Genomic DNA, 18,535 nt, shown 5'->3' on the forward strand with positions numbered 1-18,535 from the left:
AAGTCTCTGTACGATGAACGCACTACCGTTTTAATGCATCAAACATCGCAACAATATTTTCAGGCGGAACGTCCGGGAGAATATTGTGAACGGTATTAAAAATGAAGCCGCCACCCGGTGCAAAAATTTCAACCTGTTCGCGAACATGCCGCTTTACTTCGTCGGGAGTCGCATTGTTCAGTATGTGACGAGTATCGCAACCGCCGCCCCAAAACGTGATGTCGTTGCCAAATTCACTTTTTAACTCACGAGGGTTCATCCCTTCGCAAGCTGTCTGAACAGGGTTCAGAATATCAAACCCAGCATCAATCAGATCAGAAATCAGCGGCCGTATGCCTCCGCAACAATGCAGAAACGTATGCATCGAACTGTTCTTTTTCACATAGTCACACAGCATCGTGTGTCGAGGTTTGAACAACTTTCGATAGGTTTCAGGCCGCATGAAGGGCCCGGAATCCATCCCTAGATCGTCACCGAAACGGCATACATCTACCACGTCACCCAGGTAATGACAGACCTTTTCCAAAAAAGCCAAATGACGAGGCATCAATTCGTCGAGCAGTCGCTGGACGTTATCAGGTTCCGCAACGAGATCCATCAAAAAGTTGTCAATCCGACGCACAAACGTGCCCCATTCAAACAGATTGCAGCCCACGACAACCATCAACGCTTTGTCGGTTGTCTCTCTCAGATGCAACGCATTGGATCGCAACGTTTCCCAGAAACCTTCGTCATTAACATGATCCCAAGGGCTGTGTGCAAACGCCGCCCACAACACCTTGCTCATCGCATCATCCAACCCGTCGAAGTTCTCGGGATAGTCGTCAAAAAAGGGAAAGCAGGTTTGGTCAAAGAACATGCCGCCCGAGGGCATCTCGGCGATCGGCGTGCCGTCTTTCGCTTTTGCGATCCAAGAACCGTCCTCGGCTTGTTCAGGACGAAACCCTGTGGGGTATAGCCCCGCGTTTCCATCCGCAAGCGTGTACTCGTACCAATCCGAATCGCGAGTGTTGAACGTCCGCCCCACATCCACCACATCGATACCGAAATGATCCAATAAACGATCATCGGGCTGAGCGAGCTGTTGAACGACATCGTAGACTTTCGCGGGTCCAAGATTCATTCCCAAATGATGATTCAATGCATTATAGGCGATCGCCGAGATCCCACTCGATGGCGTACTCCCCAAATCCACGGGTAAACGATCTGGTTCTTGGTGCCGAATCGACATCAGCACACGTTGACGAGAATTCATCGATCGATCCCTAAGGTTAATTCCATGAGTAGTTGAACGTTGCTGCGTTTTGATAATCGATCTACTCCAACTCGTTTACCGAAAGCATGATCCCATAGCGAAGAAGACGGGGCAATTGTACGACCGGACAAAAAATGGTGAATGTGAGACACCATTCTGTACTGCAAAACGCCTGAACCGCGTCAATCAACCGCGTCAATCAACCGCATCCGTTTAAGTATCTTCAAGATTGAATACGGGCCAAGCGATCTGAATTCACCTCCTCTGAGTTCCACTCATCGCAGTTACCCACCAAGCACCCGGTAAACCTCGGCGTTGTCCGTGATCCCTTCGTCCACCAACCTCAAAGCCTGAGTCCGCAAATCGTTAGCCCCGACCTGTTTTGCGTCGCTTCGCATTCGCAGTACGGACGCCCCCGATTCAAGCGACTCGGCTAACACCTCACCAATTTCATCGCCACCGTCGAAGCGAACGCAATCCGCCACGACAACACGCCCCCGATAGCCAGTTCCCAAGCACTCCTGGCAAGACGCCTGGCCCTGATCTGCGGCATCTTCGGCGTCTCGTCCACAATCTCCGCCACACTTGCTGCAAAGTCGCCGCAACAAACGCTGAGACACGATCGCTCTGACACCACTGCGGACCGCAAAGGGGGGTACACCGAACTGCACCAAGCGTCGCATCGACGCAGCAACATCCGACGCATGCAGAGAAGAGAAAACCAAATGCCCCGTTAACGAAGCTTGCATCGCCGCTTCGGCCGTTTCCGGATCCCGTATTTCGCTGACCAACAACGCTTCGCTGTCTTGACGCACAGCACTACGGAGTGCTGAGGCCAACGTCATGCCGCTACTTGGGTCCAATTCACTTTGGCTGATCGTACCAATCACCGACTCCACCGGATCTTCGATTGTCAGCACACTGCGCCGCGGAACCGATGCAGCAATTCGACGCAGCATCGCGTATAGCGTTGTGGTCTTGCCGCTGCCGGCCGGCCCTGACAACAAAATCGCGCCATCGGTTTGCCTAGTCAAATCCACCAACGTCTGCGTGATATCCGGTGACATCCCAAGCGATTCAATACGATCAAAGGCGTTGTCTTTTCGAAGCAATCGAATCACCGCGCGCGGTCCATGCACCGTTGGAAAAACGCCTAGTCGCATTGCAACATCATCTTTGCCCGTGTTGGAGCTAGACCATTTCAAACGTCCTTCCATCGGCTGAGTATCCCGGTAAGTGGGCAAACCGGCGATCACCATTAGCCGCGTTACCGGATCGCTATGGCTGCCGCCTGCGACCCAATCGATTTGAGACAACACGCCATCGACTCTCAACAAGACTTCCCATCCATCGCGCCGCGGTTGCAGATGCACATCGGACGCACCGAGGTCCCATGCCAACGGAATCAAGCGATCGACCACATCCACCGCATAGTTCGGATCGCCAATAATGAGGTCCGAGAAATTCCCCGCGCCGTTCATTGCCGTGGCCTGTTGTAGATCTGCGTTTCGGTAACAACCATATCCATGAAAATATCCAACTCATTCATCGGTAGAGATTCATTCATTTGGCATTCGAACGCCAAGCCGACGAGCGTCGTGTCAGGTCTAGCATGTTGAAGAAGTTTATCGTAGTAGCCTTTCCCATGCCCAATTCGCCCGCCTAATTTGTCAAACGCGACTCCCGGAACCAAAACCAAATCGACTTCACCGATATCAACCAACCGACCACGTGACTTTCGCAGGTTCGAACGAGGTTCGAGAATTTTATATGCCCCGGTTTCGAGTTCGCTGATCGCTTCAAGGTGAAACAACCCAAGCCGCTCCTGCTCACAATACGGGACAACAATCCGTTTGTCACTTTTCAAGGCCTCGGGAATCGCGTGCTGCGTCCGAACCTCATCGCGTGCATCGAGATACCACATCACACAGCGGGCTTGCTGATAGGCGTGCAACAAAAAAACACGTTCAGTGATTCGCTGACTTAACGCATCTTTATCAACCTGTTCACGACGAAACGCCAAAGCGATCCTGCGAATCTGTTTTTTCAACTCCGTTGGTTCAATTTCCATCCCTAAAAGCTAGTCCTCACGAAAAAACTCCGAATCGTTCTACTGCATCGCGCTAGGAATCAAGGACTCGCGAAGAGAACGGTTTGGCGAGTGACTTCATCACCAATCATTCTTTTCGCTTCAATGATCAACCGAATTTTTCCGTTGCCCAACATTTGAACAACGATGCTCGAAGCCAAATAGCTTAATCTTTTTCGCGTTTCGGATGTACGGATACAGATCAGCGTTTTTTTCGCGTCGATCATTCGACCCCAAAAAAAATCTCCTATCGGTCAAAGAAAAACACCTTTCATGGTGACAAATTGCCGCACGCCAAACCAAAAAAACGATAGAAACCCTCGGAATTTAACCTGTTACGCTGTTTTTCGTTGCCGAATCTTCAAGCTTAAAAAAGGAAATGAATATTCGTCTTGACCGATAGGAAAGCTTCCCACTATTCTGCGCCCATCGTTGAGCACCATTCATTGATGCAAAGCGACTGGCACTGCAATGTCGAGACGATTCTGCATAGGCAACAATATTCGTAGCTGCGGAACACGTCATCGCGAAAACACACGGAAGTGGGCTTGCCTTGGCGACTTTGATTTTGCAATGTAAGTGTTCGATCGGTTGACACAAGGATGTGTCTTCCCCGATCGGACCACAAACCACCGGCTCCCGGAATAGAAGCGCGTTGTCCTCCGCCCCCCTAGGATTTCGTACTTTCCGGGAGCTTTTTTTATGCGCCGATCGAAACGCCAAGAAGCTACTCGCTTGGCGCTTCGACGATGAACCGATAACCCGCGTCGCGGATCGTCAAAAGATGCACCGGCGCACTCGGTTCGACCTCAATAATCTTTCTCAATCGGGCGATGAATTGGTCAACCGCTCGAGTTTGCAGGTTTCCCGACATCCCCCACACTTCTTTCAATAGCTCGTTTCGGCTGATCACTCGATTCGGATGCTCGACGAAATATTTCAGTAGTTTCAATTCCTTGGGTGTCATACGTACGGGCTTGTCCGCGACCGTGGCCTCGTGGGTTTCAAAGTCAACTGCGACTTCTCCGAATTGAAACTGTGTCACCGAGGGCTCTGTCTTTTTCGGCGGGCCCTTGTTCGGTTCCTGTGCCGAAATTTGAAGCAAATTCTTGATCCGGCTGAGTAGCTCGTCCAATTCAAACGGTTTGCTCATGTACTGGTTCGCACCAACATCGAAACCTCGCGTGCGATCTTCCGCAAGTGTTCGAGCCGACAGCATCAACACCGGAATCGTAAGACCCGATTGGCGAATGGTTTCGCAAACCGAATAGCCACTCATACCCGGCAGCATCAAATCAAGAACGATTAGGTCGATCGACGCATTGGCCGACTCGACCAATCGTAGCGCGGTTGGCCCATCTTCGACCAAGGTGACTCGATAGTTTTCCGCTTCGAGGTTGAACTTGATGCCAACGCCAAGATGTTTTTCGTCTTCAACAACGAGGATATGTGCGCCCATGGTCGTCTTCAGAATGCGTTTCAATTTTTTGGGGAAGATAAATCGGATTCATTGGCAACAACGCCACTGAGTGTGACCGAAAACTCGGTGCCGGTCTCTTCTTGGCGATCAAGAATACGGACCGTGCCACCGACCGCTTTGGTCACGTTTCGCACCAAATGCAAACCAAGTCCAGTGCCAGGCCGACTTCGTTCAAGTTCGTTACCGAGCCGAACAAAGCGACCAAAAACTTTCCGTTTCTGATTTGCGGGAATCCCATTGCCATTATCGACAACGGACACAACGACTTGATTGTCAACGTTGGTTTTCGCCCGAATGTGTACCTTTGGCGGCGAGCCACCATATTTCACGGAATTGTCGATCAGGTTTCGAAATAGAATGTCCAATTGAACCATTTGACTTAGCACGGTAATAGGCGGACACACGACTTCGATCGAATCTTCGGGCACGCGATGTCGTAAACAGATTGCAGTGCTGATTTGGTTCAACAACTCGTCTAAGCGAATTGGCTCTTTTTCCATTGGCTCGTTGCCACGTTCGATGCGCGCGGCATCAAGCAAATGGTTGATCAAAGAATCAAGTCGTTCAACGTCTTCCAGCATGAATCGGTGAAAATCAGTCTGTTGCTGCTCGTCAAGGTTCCGCCGCGACAACGTTTGCAAGCACAATTTCAGGGAGGCGATAGGACTTTTTAGCTCATGAGTGACCGCATCGATGAAGTTCGATTGCCGGCGATTGAGGTTAAACGCCTTCACGGTCAGCGTCAGGTAGGCAATCACGCCGGCCAACATTGCCGCCAACATCACGGAACCGGTCGCCAAAATCGTCCAAAATACGGACGCAGACGCCCGTGTTCCACTTGCGCTGAGCCAATTTCCCAGAATCCAAACGACCGCCAAAACGACCACCATAATGATCATCACGACGCCCAAAGTGATCGGGGCTGTTAAAGAACGACGTTCAAACATGCAAAGTGACCATCAAAAAAGACGAAAATGTAACTTGGGCAAATCGGGCGAAAGTTGCTTATTGCAATGAATAAATATATTTTTTCGGTCGTCAAAGGGGATTTTTCACCATAAATCCCAGTGACGTTAGTGGACTAACCGGCAATAATGCTAAACACGGGTTGAATTTATTTCCTTGGCGGTAAGTCGGAGCAACAGCCAATGGGTGCGGATACCAGGACCAGACGTTTTTCAGATCGAACGATACGACAGGTGCGCCTCGATTGTACTCGGGCAATGACACGGGCACGGTTTTGTCCCGATCAGAGTGAAATTGTCCAACTTCGATGTATCGACGAACGGCCTGAGTCCGAACATGCATATGGTAACCAACTTTGGTACTTTGAAGGGATTGGAATCAATTCCGACCTACATCGCCATAGCGTGTTCGGTGTCGTCGAGTATTCCGTCCAGTTTGGCTTGCATGAATTAGTTGACGACGGCGTGTTCGATTCCGAATCCCAACGGGAACGGTTCCGCCATCTTTACGAACGCGAAGTCCACCCCACATCGTGGCGTCAACCGGCTCATCGTTGGTTAGCACTTGGACTGATTTCCGTCACCGCGGCTTGGATGGCCTACCTATTGATCTATCTATGGTCGGCCTAGCACAGCGATCAACCGAAAGTGCGAATGAACATTCAACTACAAGCGTGGTCCACGTACGCGATCTAACCAAGACATACTCGGGTTGGTCCTTTCGGGGGCGGAAGGTCGTCAATGCGCTCCGAGGCGTTTCGTTGGACGCATTTCGCGGCGAGGTGTTCGGACTGCTTGGCCCCAATGGTGCCGGCAAAACCACGCTGATCAAGATCTTACTTGGTGTCGTGCGAAGCTCATCTGGCACCGCATCTTTGTTTGGGAAACCAGCCGGCAGCACAGACGCGAGAATGCAAGTCGGCTATTTGCCGGAATCATTGCGCGTCGACCGCCATCATACGGCTAGATCCGCACTGAGATATTACGGCCGAATGAGCCGCATGTCGGCAGCGGAAATCACTCGCCGTAGCGATGAATTGCTTGAATTGGTTGGCCTCGAAGGCCGTGATCGTGAATCGGTTCGTCAATTCAGCAAGGGAATGTACCAACGCCTTGGGCTCGCCCAAGCACTGATGCATGACCCCGACCTACTCGTACTCGACGAGCCCACCGATGGCCTCGATCCCGTTGGACGAAACGAAGTCCGAATGGTGATCGACCGACTTCGTGAATCGGGAAAAACGATCTTCTTGAACAGTCATATTTTGCAGGAAGTCGAACTCATCTGTTCTCGCGTTGCAATTATGGCTAAAGGGAAAATTTGTGCCGTGGGCCGTATCGACGACCTCGTTCGTAGCGAGAGTTTTTCGGAAGTACAGTTCGAGGTAACTCAAAACAACGCCTCGCAAGAAGAACTCGCGCTTGCACTACGACACAACTTTCCGGAACTACTTCTCGATGAGCATTTGCACTGGGGCCCAGTGATGCGTTTCATTCTGCCACTTTCCACTCAAGACCAAGTGAACCATGCGGTCGATCGTATTCGCGAAGCAGGTCTTTCGTTGCGCGGATTGACTCTCAAACATGCATCGCTCGAAGATACCTTTATGGAAGCGGTACGAATGAGCGAAACACAGGATGGTGCGGACGGTTTGGTGCCGGAACCAGAAATGTCGATTGCTCCAATCACAGGCTCAACGGCTTCCATCGAGGCCAACACGTGAAACGGTTACTGCCCTACGTCGCTGTCATCATCGACTCGTTTCACTCCGCACTCTCCTCGCGGATTTTGTGGATTGCCTTCTTTGCGATCTGGCTACTGCTAGGAGCGTTGGCACCGATCGGCTACCGCGAAGACTACACGACGACATTCGTTGATCGTGATCTCGACAATGCATCGAGACTCAAAGCGATGTTGGCCCAGGGGCTCGCCGACTCTAGCAAAACCAATCAACCGGTTGGTCGAATCGCCAGGGCACTCCCTGAAGATTTGAAACGTCAATTGCGACAAGTCGGTGAAGGGGAAGACGTTCGAATTTGGTATAGCACACTATCGGATGCTTTAAACGAATTGTTCGACGATGACTCGTGGTACGACGCCCAGGCGTGGCAATCGACCGTTCGACTGCGTGAGCTTCGAGTACTCGACGAATCGCTCGACGGCCAACTCAGCGATTCACAGCGAAAACGCCAAACACGATTGCGTATAGAAGCGGCTTTACCGGGCGTATTCGAAGGACGCTCCGCACGCTCGATTCGGATGACCTACGCTGGGTTCGATTTCCCAGCACGGTTGGCAATTGACAAGACGCAGTTTCTGATTGTCCTCAACCAAATGGTCTTTCCGACGATCATCAAATGGCTTCTTGGATACATCTTGGTGTTCCTAGGGATTCTTGTCACCGCGTCGATTGTTCCGGACATGTTGCAACCGGGCTCCCTGCATCTGTTGCTTAGCAAACCCATTTCTCGTTGGATGCTTCTGATCAGCAAGTTCATTGGGGGATGTGCGTTCGTCTGTCTGTGCGTGGTCCAATTGGTCGTTGGTCTTTACTTCATTGCCGGATTGAGACTGGATGTTTGGAACGCTCGTTTGCTATTGAGCATTCCTGTTTTTGTGTTCGTTTTCGCAGTTTTTTACAGTGTGTCGGTTTTCGCAGGCCTTCGTTGGCGGTCACCGATTTTGGCAATTGGCGTTACATGTATTTTCGCTGTCTTTTGCATCGTCATCGGATGGGTCGGAGGCCTATTCGACGCCTTTGTCAGTCGTCCCGATTCCATCAAAACGGTCGCCCTCTCCGGCGACCAAGTCTTTGTAACCACTCGCGGCGAAGGATTGTTGCGATGGCAAGAGGAAACAAGTCAATGGGAAGAGATTTTTGAATCGGAAGCGATCGGTTCAGATCGCGTGCTACCACCCGTGACGCTCAACGATGGCAGCATCGCAACGGCACATGTTGACGGCGGACGAATGAATGTGTTTGGCATGGGCGCGTTTGACCTGCTGGTCCTCAGCGAAGCGAACCAATGGCGGCCTCAGCCAAGTCTACGACTCCCCACTGCGACGACTCGCCTGCTCGTTGGAGCGGATGATATTGTCGCTGCCAACACCAGCGACATTGCCATCACCTCACAACGAAAAGTAAAGCAAGCGATCGACCCTGATTCGAAAGCTGCGAGTGACAAAACAAAAGCAAAACCCGATTGGATGGCAAAGCTTTCTAATATGATGGGCGTGCCCACCGAAGGGTTCGAGAATCTATTGCCAAGCTCCATCGTCCTATCGCCACCGCGTACACTCGCGATCGATTCGAGTGGCAACCGGTTAGCATTGTTAAGTGGCAAGCAATTATATCTTCTTGAGCGCCGCCCCGAAGTTGAACCGTCATGGACAATCACGGCGTCAAAAACGCTCGCGGGCGAATTGCCTCGAATTGCATCATTAGCGATTAATCAATCGCACCTGCTGCTGGCTACCGAAAAGAACGAGCTAATGCTGTTCGCAAATGGCTCACTGACCGATCCCGTTTCAATTGAAATCCCCAACGATTTAACGCCTCTGCTGGTGATTAGTCTTGATGACGCTAGGCGGTTTGCAGTTCTAACGAGTGACCAGCGGTGCCGAATCCTTTCACACTCCGATGCGACCTCCGAATGGGATTGGCAAAAGACATTGCCAAACTCAAAAATCGAAACAATTGGCTTCGACCCCCGAACGCAACGGTTTGTTCTCGCACACCATGTTGATCGAATCGATGTACTGGATTCACAAACGTTGTCGCCTCGCCGCCAACTACGCCCTCAGTTGTCGACTTGGCGCAAAGTCAGTCGATATTTGATAACACCGTTGCGAACAATCACACCCCAAACGGGCGAAGTAGGCGGCACCATTGCAGCGATCATTAGCGGTGAGTCCGCCGTCACGATGCACCGCGATGGATCAGGGCCTGCGGAACAAATTCGCTACAAGATCCTCAGCCCGATACTTAGCTGCGGAATCTTTATCATCGCGATGATTTCGCTAAGTTGTTACTACTTCACGCGGCGAGATTTCTAACGATCACGACAGAACGCTCACCGTCGAACGTCGAAGTGGGCGGTTTCCTCTGGCAAACGCGACGAACCTTTCTTGCATACTTGCGAGTATTGCTCGCCTGCGATCTATGGTGTCCGCGCCACCATATTGGCCCGATACCACAATTGCCGAACCATTTTGTTTACCCGCTGAGCCAACGAATCGGTTCGCGTTTGCAGTGCCACTTCCACCCGAGTTCCCGCGGCAGGTGTGGACGAAGAATCAGTAGTGTCTTGGAACCGAATACGAGCCAAGAAATGAGGCTCCACCAATCGCAATGTCTCACCATCACGGTTGTCGGTTCGCACTGCCAACGGGCCTGACTCGGTTGCTGAAAGCGACGCAATACTCAAACGATCCGTCGCACGCGGTTGAAGGTCTTCAAACCAACCCGATGCTCTACTTCCGTCTTTGGAGTGAACGGTCACTTGCTTGCCGACTACGGCACGAGCATGCTCAATGTCACCTTGATCGACTAACGCAATGACCTCCTTGTCTTCATCGCCAACAAGCCAAAACAACACGTCACCCTCGCGAACGTAGGTTCCGATCTTCTCCTCCAATCCGCGCCCGATCACTTCTCCATCTCGCTCCGCGATGACTTTCAATCCATCACATTGCTCCGACACTTGGGAAAGACGATCTTGCATCGCTTTTCGATTTTCACTCAGAACGTGTTTCACACTTTCGTTTTTTTGGTCGACCGCTTGACGCATTCGTATCGCGTTCTGTTCAAGTTCCAATTCGAGCTGTCGTCGTCGATTTTGCAGTGCGGGGTCGGTGATTTCCATCATCACGTCACCTTTGCTCACCCACCCCCCTCCCTCGACGCGGACCGTCGAAACAAAACCACTTGCTCGACTTCGCACGACCGTTTCGGGTAAATACCGCACTACCGCCGAGGCTCGCGTTAGAGTGGGTATTGGCATCCACAATATCAGCAGTCCCCCCAAGACGATTGACACCGATCCGACGACTGCTCCCCGAGCGAATTTTGCCCGATCAAACTGAAACAGTTCGATAGCTTCACTCGCAAACTGCTTGATCGGCACAGCGAACCAACCATAAATGCCGAACACAGCAATCAACACACCGGCCCCAGCAAACATGTTCGATGCGGCAATCAGAAGCGAAGTGCATATAACCATCCGCCACAACATCGCTAGGACACCATAAATAACCAAGAATGCACGTCTCCAACCAACAAGCGTATTGGCAAGCGGAGAATCACCAAACATGGCGCGAGCAACGATTCGTTTGACCGTAGTAGATGACTCTGCATATAGATTCGAGATATCCACTAAGTCGGCCAACATAAAATAGCCATCGAAACGCATTAGTGGGTTAGCATTGAACAACAGCGTTGACACGGTAGCGGCAAAGACGAGACGATGCAGAAAAAACGAGGCCATATCCGAATCGGTAATGCACCACATGACCGCGGCGATCGCGGCAATGAACAATTCGACATACATCCCTGCCGCGGCGACCGCGATGCGTGACCAACGCGAATTCAGACGCCAACAACTCGTCACATCCACATAGGCAAGCGGTGCGAACAAAATAAACACAACCCCTATTTCGCTGACAGCGGCACCTTGCCGATAGGCGGCGACCGCATGCGCTATTTCGTGAACCACCTTCAGTATTGCCCACATCGCCAATAACCAGATCCAATTGGATGGCAAAAAGACTTCCGCTGACGCCTGAGTGAACTCGCTCCAATTCAATAGTATGCAAAGCACGCCGATCAGAATACAAACCAAACCAACGACAACCGCAAAAGGCGCAAACAAGCCTCGCGCCACTTTGCCGATCGGTTGAATCCATCGATCTGATCGGCTCAGCGGAACCTTGATCCAAAACGGATTCAATTTCCTCAAAAAACCCGGCGATTCACCGTGTGAGCGATTACGACTGGGCTGACGGACAGGGTGTTTTTCATCGCACAATACCGCAAGTTCGTTTTGCAGAAGCCAGCGAACAATCGATTGTGCCTGAGCAGTTGTGGGTGCTCGACTACCCAATTGTGCCGCCGCCAAACCGCACGCCTGCGGTAACGTCGTCTTCCCATCCAGTAGTGATACAAGTAAGTATTCTTCGTACCCTACTCGAAAAAAGCGATGCAATTCGGGGATTTCAAAACGATATACCCGTTCGCCTCGTTCGTGAACGGGCCAAATTCTCACATCGTCCGCTAACCGCACTGGCGTCTTGGTGAGGTCGACCGTATTTGTACGAGACAAGTTACCACCCCACGGTTGATCGTAAAGCACCGAAGGCACGATGAAATAAAATCCAACCTATCACGCGACGATCACTTTCGATCCACGCATAGCCTCGCATCCCAGGTCGCAATACGTTCTCTGGGTCGAGAATGGTTGATTCTGCGATAAAGACGTTTTGGTGGTCGTTCAATTCCGCTTGCGGGTGAATTCGATCGACGCGGCTTCGCAATGTCCGACTAGGAATAGCAAACAGCGTGACCGTCACGGGCATCCCGTCTTTCACATTGAAAAACTCACGTTCATCAATCGCGACTTCCGCGACCACTTCACCAAGTGGCGCGATTTCATAGAGGGTGTCGCCTTCCTTCAAAGGAATCCCTTCGGAATCACGATGATCACCGCTGACCACAACACCTGCGATCGGACTTCGCACCTGTAGATTGCCGCGTTGAAATTCAAGCAACTCCGTTTGCAATCGTAGCCGTTCGACTTCAAGAAAAGCGATCTTGCTATCAGCAAATTTGTGGGCCACGGCTTTTTGATGACGTTCCTGTTCAGCTCGACTTAACTGTGCATGAATCCCTGCAAGTTCAAAATCAATTTCACGAGAATCGATCGTCGCCAACAAGTCACCGGCCGCAACCACATCACCGGGGCGAACATAGGTGTGTTCTAACGGGGCATCGATTGGGGCAGCAATATAGCGTCGGTGAACGCTTTGCAATTCGCACTCGCAGCGGATGCTGTACTTTAGTGGAACGCACAAAAGAAGTAGACATGCCATCGCCACCGCAGCAAACACCTTGCTGTGTGATGATTGAATGTATCCAGATGCATTACGCAGCCACCGTTCGGGGCGGCTAGGTGCAGCCCGCTTGATCGACGACAACTTGCTCGTGATTGGATATCGCAAAATGTCAAGCAAAGTCGCCGCAACGGATTGCTGAGCGACATCAGGATCAGCGACCAGAATCGCGCCACATCGGACGCCATTGCCATTGACGAGACTTATGCCAATGATCCGTTTGCATTGCATTGCATCTGCGAACTGTCCGACTGCTAAGAGTGAGTGACGATTGTTTGCCTCGACCGCTGGCCACTCCGAGAGGCTACCGCGGAGGGCGATTTCTTCAAGCGTCGCCAACGCGATGCGAGTATCAAGCGAATGCCCTGCGTGGGGCTCCGATTCCGTTTGCCCGACAATCGAGAATGATATCGCACCGTGTTCGGATTCCACATCGGGCAATGCTCCATCGCGCCATGCAACCAGCACTTGCGAGGCGCCTAAAAATGCAGCAATTTCATCCGAAATTCGGTTTCCTGCATCCGCTAGGGTTAACGCCAAATCAAGATGCAATTGTAGCTCAATTGCCATCGACAAAATGCGTAATTTGTCATCAATGCTTTGCGCATGCGGAATCGACGCAGGATCATACGCGTCCGAGAAAGCATCAAGGGCAAGAGAATTTGGCATTGGGTGCGTCGGCTCACCTAGTTCCGTTTTGTGGTTCCGTTTCGCTGAGTCGTACGGTCGGCGCGTTCAACACCCATCGAACCGCGACACCGCTTTGCAGCGTTCGCTGTTCGTTCGCGATGCGAATTTTCACTCGCACCGATGCGCTCTCCGCATCCGCCACGGGTGAAAGATACTCGACCACACCCTTGATTGCCCGGTTCGCCCGACCGATTCGCATATCAATCGTCTCGCCCACTTTCACGTAGTCGCAGTAGGCGAGCGGAACGGAGAAAACGGCTTTCAATTGGTCTAACTGAACCACTTGCATGACGATAGGATCCGTTGGCGATACAAACTCGCCGGAGTCCTTGACGATCTCGACAACCACGCCGTCTACAGGGGCCTCAATACGGCGATTTTCCACCTGAGCCTTTGCTCGCTCGTATTCCAATCGTCGAATTTCCAAATCTTCATCGATCGCTTGAAGCCGTGCGATCGCTTTTTGGTATTCGGATTCACTGCGGTCAAACTCACGAACCGACGCGTTGCCTCGTTCGTGCAACTCTCGGTAGCTTGCCAATTGTTTTTCCCGCATCTTCACGTCCGCTTCAGCACCGCGGCGTGTCCCCAATGCATCCTTTGCGGCACGAGCCACCTCAAGCGAAGCGCGGAGAACACTGTCGTCTAAGCGAGCAAGCAACTGAGAAGCCAACACACTATCACCCTCGCAGACCAATACTTGCGAAAGCACACCAATTTCGTTCGCTGGAACATCCACGCGTCGATACGGTTCGGTAAACCCTTCGAGCTCTTCTGCGAACGCGCACATCATTGGAAAGCAGCAGGTCGCGACCAGAACGCATCGCAATGAAGTAGAGAATCGTTTCATGGTAAAGAACACGGTATCAAACAAGGAATCAAAAAACACGAAAACTATAGCGAGACACATCCACCAGGCGTATCTGTTTTTTCAAGCAACTTCTCGTTTGCCTGGTCAAGTTTCAACAAACGCCACCTACGAATTGCACCGTCACGCTGCTGCGATTTCTGGATGCCAAAAAGTCGATGGGCAAGCTTGATCGCAACTCGACTAGACAGATCGTTCTGTCGCAAAACAGCACGACCAATCCATGGTGCGAGCGACTGAACCAAATCATCTTCCGCAGAGACAAACACGCGCGCCGACCCCGGGTCACCACAGCGTGCACCGCGTCCAATCAATTGGCGGTCGACACGATTCAATCGGTTTCGTTCCGAAACGATGACATGTAATCCACCGAGCTCGCGTGCGTCTTCGCTCAACGGTATGTCGGTACCACGTCCTGCTAGGTTTGTAGCCACAGTGATCGCGCCACTATTTCCAGCCTTGGCGATCACGCTCGCTTCATCAGCGTCTTGAATGCCATTGAGCAGTTCGAACGAAAGCCCCTTCTGTTCGAGACATTTGGCTACTTCCAAACTGGCGACAATCGATGACGTGCCAATCAAGACAGGACGTCCGTTACGGTGTTCACGTGCGGTTTCCTCTGCAATCGCCATCCATTTCCCCACTTTCGAGCGGCTGAGATGTTCTTCAAGCAAAACCCGTCGACTTTCGGTACGCAGTGGTATCATGCCCACGGCGAGTCCATACACCGATGCAAATTCCCTTTCGCAGGGGATCGCCGTACCCGTCATTCCGCTGAGGAATTCGTAGTGACGAAAGTATCTTTGCCGAGTGATCTTCGCGAGTGCAGATGTTTCCGCCGTGATTGGCAAACTCTCAACTGCCTGCACCGCTTGATGCAATCCTTCGGACCATGTTCGATCCTCAAAGATTCGCCCGGTCGAAGATTCGACAATCTTGATCTTGTTGTCCCGAATCACGTAGTCGACATTCGCGCGATAAGCGTGTTGCGCCCTCAACAGCAAAACGACATATTCGTGCCACGGGCGTTGTAGCCGCGGATCGGTTGCCAGTCCGGTCCGTTCATAGACCTTGCTATATCCAGCCTCGGACAATTCAACGGTTCGGTCCGAAGGATCCATGTAAAAATGGTTTGAGCATTCTAGCCCACGACTAAAATCGAGTGCCGCTGTGAAGATACCGGCATCGAGTGCAGGTTCGTCGCTATGACTGCTTAAGATCAAAGGAGAAACACAATCGTCGATCAAGACATGATCCGCCTCGTCAACAATCGCTGCATAAAGCCCCCGTTGAACGGGTCTTTGGCCGGTCGATGATTGCTGAATCCGAGCATACAGTTGATGCCCTAGTCCGCTGGACGCTTGATTTGCCGCGACCTGGTCTCGCAGATAATCGAATCCAAAACAGTGCGCCGCCCCGTACGTCACATCCGCTTGATAGGCGATTCGATTCTCATCCGAAGTCGCATCATCGTGTACGAGCCCCGTCGAAACATCGAGTAACTGAAAAATGGAGGAAAGTTTTTCTTGGTCTCGACGTGCGAGGTAAGCGTTCGGGGTCACAACATGAACCCCACGTCCAACCAAGGATTTCACATAGGCAGGCAAAATCCCCGAAAGCGTTTTCCCTTCGCCCGTTTGCATCTCAGCAACGGCTCCCGATGCAACCACAATTCCAGCGTGCAATTGGACATCAAAAAGATCGATACCCAGCACTCGCCGAACGGATTCAATCACGGCGCCCGCCGCGAGGGAAATCAATTGATCGAACCGAGTCTTTTTCTCGAAGCGAACAAAGTGCCGGAGTCGGTTGGTGTGCTTAGCCAAATCGGCATCCGTGGTATTCACCAAAGACTTCGCAACATCCCAAGCCGATTGAATTTGGAGTTCCATTGAACCGCGACAAGCCATACTACGCCTAGTCGCTTTGGCCTTCTGGGAGCGATCCAACGAACCTAGCGATCGAGCGATCATGGCAATGGCTCCTCCTCGAATTCGACCGGCTCACTTTCGATCACTTCCGACGCGGGTTCACTCAAATCACCAAACTGAAGCAGAATTCCCATCGCCTTTCGCAAATTCACCCATGACAGCGCATAGGAAACTTGCGCAGTTACAAAAGCACGTTCTTCGTCTGCAAGCCGTTCTTGGGCATCAAGCAAATCATCGATCAGTACGACGGCGGACTCATTCGGATCAGGCAACAATTCCCATCGCTGTTTCAAGTACGCAACCTCGCGATTTTGAGCATCAATCGATTGGTTTTTGACAAGCATTTCTTCGAACGCAGTTTGCGTCTCACGAGCGGCGATTTCGACTTCCGTAAAGGCAACCTCCGTCGCTTGTTTGAATTCGTACATCGCACGGCTCAATTCAAGCCGGTTGCGAGTCAGCCGGGCGCGGCTTGCACGATTCGCCACCGGCAATTCGAATAAAATGCCTGCGGCGTAACTGGGTGTTCCGCCGTTGAATTGGTTCTCAAACGCTTGCAACGAACTTCGATTGCCATCAAGACCAGCAACATAACTACTGAGGATCAAATCGAGCCGGGGCAAAACTTGATTCTTTGCCGCACCGACGCGCACCGACATCGATTGAATACGGCGGATCGATTGATTGATGTCCGCGCGGTATTCGAGAGCCGTCAACACCGATTGACGAACCGATAAATCGACTGGCATCATGAATGGTTGGTCCTGCGGCGCGAGTTCCTGTAAATGGGCGTGCATCAAAACCGATGAACCCGTCAGCATTCGCAGACGCGATTGGGTATTCCGAATGCGTGACTCGGCACGAACTAAATCGCTACGGCGACTCGCAACCGCTGTACTGGCTCGCAGCACTTGACGTTGGTGCGAATCGATGCCACTTCGCGAAACAAGCACCAAATGCAATTCTTCCGCCGAGGCAAGTAGCCGGTTGCGTTGCAGCCACTCGGCGCGTGCTTGGTACAATTCCCAATACGCTTGTGCAACTTCGACCAAATGTCGTTCGAGGTTCGCACGAACCTCGCTACTGGTTTGTTTCACGTCGAGTTGTGCCAAGACGATCCGAGTTTGGTTAAACGCTCGGCCGCGATCTTTCATGAGCGGCTGAGTGAAGCTGAATTCTAGTCGCGTCGTCCCCTGTGGATTAGGAATCAAAAATGTTGAGTTGTTTTCTTGATAGCCCGCTCGCTGTGCCATTTCGAATTGGCCACCTGCGCGGGTCTTAGTACGCATCCCAACGCCGCCAATCAGCGTTTCATCCTTGAATCGACTGGAACTGTCACCGGTGGTTAAAGCGCTTCCAACCGGATCATTCGTATCGACGAATTTCGATTCAACAAAGCCGATCGAATCAAATTCAGCGTCCGCAATTGTGATTTCCGTACGTCGAATCTCGGGTTCCGTTAGGATCGACTGAACATAGGGTGACGAACTCAATGCAATCGTGATCAGAGTATGAATATCAATTGGTTGCGTTTGAGGTGCGAGTCCAAGTGAGGTGGACATCGATGGCTCCCACCACATCGGTGGGACTGCGACCATTTGGCTAAGATCCGAGGTCGTGCCTAGAACAGCATCAGGTAAATTAGCAGCTCGTTCGCGGTAAGAACCAAGCGAGACCGAGAAGTGGTTGTTCGTCCTTTCTTGTAATGCTTGGACACGACTATCGATCGGCTCGTGCATGGGGTACTGTGCCGCCCCAGTCCGCGCAGTGATTGCAACGACCCCTACAATAACGGCGATTGCGACGGCGCCTCCCAGCCGTTTCGCCTCAGTTAGCGCAGCCGCCACCCCACGCGGCATGTCGCAGCATGCTCGTGAGTATTTGCTGCGATCATTGAGACGATTCGAGCACATCCGTGTGTCTTCCCTGACTGAGGATTCCGAATAACTTGGCTTTCCGAATAAACGTGCAATCACATATATCAGTGAGAATCGGCAAAAACGGACATTGATGTGAAGACGCTTCAGGGGAAAATCTGCACAGTATTGAACACATGCGTCTTACAACCTGCGTTGGCTACGCAACCGGAACCTCTTTCCTGTCTTACCTGAGCCTTCTGCTCGATCTCATCCAGCCGCCCTGCTAATGG

13 protein-coding genes are annotated in these 18,535 nt (G+C 51.8%); 3 read left to right on the forward strand and 10 right to left on the reverse strand.

Going from position 1 to position 18,535, the window contains the following annotated elements:
* Positions 1-22 precede the first annotated feature (22 nt).
* The 5 genes from CA13_RS32935 to CA13_RS32955 form a co-directional block, all read right to left on the reverse strand.
* Complete coding sequence (locus tag CA13_RS32935; RefSeq protein WP_146404337.1) at positions 23-1,255, reverse strand: uroporphyrinogen decarboxylase family protein; 1,233 nt, start codon at positions 1,253-1,255, stop codon at positions 23-25.
* A gap of 284 nt (positions 1,256-1,539) precedes the next feature.
* A complete protein-coding gene (locus CA13_RS32940; RefSeq protein WP_146404338.1) occupies positions 1,540-2,736 on the reverse strand; it encodes a GspE/PulE family protein in 1,197 nt (398 codons plus the stop codon).
* Positions 2,733-3,326, reverse strand: coding sequence for a 5-formyltetrahydrofolate cyclo-ligase (locus CA13_RS32945; protein WP_146404339.1), 594 nt, complete (start codon positions 3,324-3,326; stop codon positions 2,733-2,735). The genes CA13_RS32940 and CA13_RS32945 overlap by 4 nt, the downstream gene beginning before the upstream one ends.
* Positions 3,327-4,071: 745 nt before the next feature.
* Positions 4,072-4,803 carry a response regulator transcription factor gene (locus tag CA13_RS32950; RefSeq protein WP_146404340.1) on the reverse strand — a complete coding sequence of 244 codons (732 nt, stop codon included), beginning with the start codon at positions 4,801-4,803 and terminating at the stop codon, positions 4,072-4,074.
* A 20-nt stretch (positions 4,804-4,823) separates the two neighbouring features.
* Positions 4,824-5,771: a sensor histidine kinase gene (locus CA13_RS32955; protein ID WP_146404341.1), complete on the reverse strand. Its 948-nt coding sequence runs from the start codon at positions 5,769-5,771 to the stop codon at positions 4,824-4,826.
* A 276-nt stretch (positions 5,772-6,047) separates the two neighbouring features.
* Here CA13_RS32955 and CA13_RS32960 point away from each other — a divergent pair, with 276 nt between their 5' ends.
* From CA13_RS32960 to CA13_RS32970, 3 genes are read left to right on the forward strand one after another with little or no spacing between them, the layout of a single operon-like run.
* Entirely contained in the window at positions 6,048-6,419 is a 372-nt protein-coding gene (locus CA13_RS32960) for a hypothetical protein (RefSeq protein ID WP_419195271.1), read from the forward strand.
* A gap of 44 nt (positions 6,420-6,463) precedes the next feature.
* Complete coding sequence (locus CA13_RS32965) at positions 6,464-7,513, forward strand: ABC transporter ATP-binding protein (RefSeq protein ID WP_419195272.1); 1,050 nt, start codon at positions 6,464-6,466, stop codon at positions 7,511-7,513.
* Entirely contained in the window at positions 7,510-9,846 is a 2,337-nt protein-coding gene (locus CA13_RS32970) for an ABC transporter permease (protein WP_419195273.1), read from the forward strand. Before CA13_RS32965 ends, CA13_RS32970 begins: the two co-directional genes overlap by 4 nt.
* Before the next feature lie 104 nt (positions 9,847-9,950).
* Here the strand turns inward: CA13_RS32970 and CA13_RS32975 are convergent, their stop codons facing one another.
* Genes CA13_RS32975 through CA13_RS32995 form a run of 5 tightly spaced genes read right to left on the reverse strand, consistent with a single transcriptional unit; the run spans position 9,951 to position 18,299 of the window.
* Positions 9,951-12,149: a site-2 protease family protein gene (locus CA13_RS32975; protein ID WP_146404345.1), complete on the reverse strand. Its 2,199-nt coding sequence runs from the start codon at positions 12,147-12,149 to the stop codon at positions 9,951-9,953.
* Positions 12,112-13,566 (reverse strand): efflux RND transporter periplasmic adaptor subunit, encoded by a 1,455-nt coding sequence (locus CA13_RS32980; protein ID WP_146404346.1) that lies wholly within the window; start codon positions 13,564-13,566, stop codon positions 12,112-12,114. Before CA13_RS32980 ends, CA13_RS32975 begins: the two co-directional genes overlap by 38 nt.
* Positions 13,567-13,579: 13 nt before the next feature.
* Positions 13,580-14,437, reverse strand: coding sequence for an efflux RND transporter periplasmic adaptor subunit (locus CA13_RS32985; protein ID WP_146404347.1), 858 nt, complete (start codon positions 14,435-14,437; stop codon positions 13,580-13,582).
* Between the two features lie 44 nt (positions 14,438-14,481).
* The gene (locus tag CA13_RS32990; RefSeq protein ID WP_146404348.1) at positions 14,482-16,428 is read right to left on the reverse strand and encodes a preprotein translocase subunit SecA; all 1,947 of its coding nucleotides are present in this window, start codon (positions 16,426-16,428) and stop codon (positions 14,482-14,484) included.
* Positions 16,425-18,299 carry a TolC family protein gene (locus CA13_RS32995; protein ID WP_146404349.1) on the reverse strand — a complete coding sequence of 625 codons (1,875 nt, stop codon included), beginning with the start codon at positions 18,297-18,299 and terminating at the stop codon, positions 16,425-16,427. Before CA13_RS32995 ends, CA13_RS32990 begins: the two co-directional genes overlap by 4 nt.
* Positions 18,300-18,535: the final 236 nt, after the last annotated feature.

It is taken from the genome of Novipirellula herctigrandis, assembly GCA_007859835.1.
Classification (GTDB): domain Bacteria; phylum Planctomycetota; class Planctomycetia; order Pirellulales; family Pirellulaceae; genus Novipirellula_A; species Novipirellula_A herctigrandis.

Coding starts and splice junctions, on each gene's coding strand:
- CA13_RS32995 (WP_146404349.1), bottom strand. CDS start 18,299: ATGTGCTCGAATCGTCTCAATGATCGCAGCAAATACTCACGAGCATGC.
- CA13_RS32990 (WP_146404348.1), bottom strand. CDS start 16,428: ATGATCGCTCGATCGCTAGGTTCGTTGGATCGCTCCCAGAAGGCCAAA.
- CA13_RS32980 (WP_146404346.1), bottom strand. CDS start 13,566: ATGCCAAATTCTCTTGCCCTTGATGCTTTCTCGGACGCGTATGATCCT.
- CA13_RS32945 (WP_146404339.1), bottom strand. CDS start 3,326: ATGGAAATTGAACCAACGGAGTTGAAAAAACAGATTCGCAGGATCGCT.
- CA13_RS32940 (WP_146404338.1), bottom strand. CDS start 2,736: ATGAACGGCGCGGGGAATTTCTCGGACCTCATTATTGGCGATCCGAAC.
- CA13_RS32950 (WP_146404340.1), bottom strand. CDS start 4,803: ATGGGCGCACATATCCTCGTTGTTGAAGACGAAAAACATCTTGGCGTT.
- CA13_RS32960 (WP_419195271.1), top strand. CDS start 6,048: ATGACACGGGCACGGTTTTGTCCCGATCAGAGTGAAATTGTCCAACTT.
- CA13_RS32935 (WP_146404337.1), bottom strand. CDS start 1,255: ATGAATTCTCGTCAACGTGTGCTGATGTCGATTCGGCACCAAGAACCA.
- CA13_RS32985 (WP_146404347.1), bottom strand. CDS start 14,437: ATGAAACGATTCTCTACTTCATTGCGATGCGTTCTGGTCGCGACCTGC.
- CA13_RS32955 (WP_146404341.1), bottom strand. CDS start 5,771: ATGTTTGAACGTCGTTCTTTAACAGCCCCGATCACTTTGGGCGTCGTG.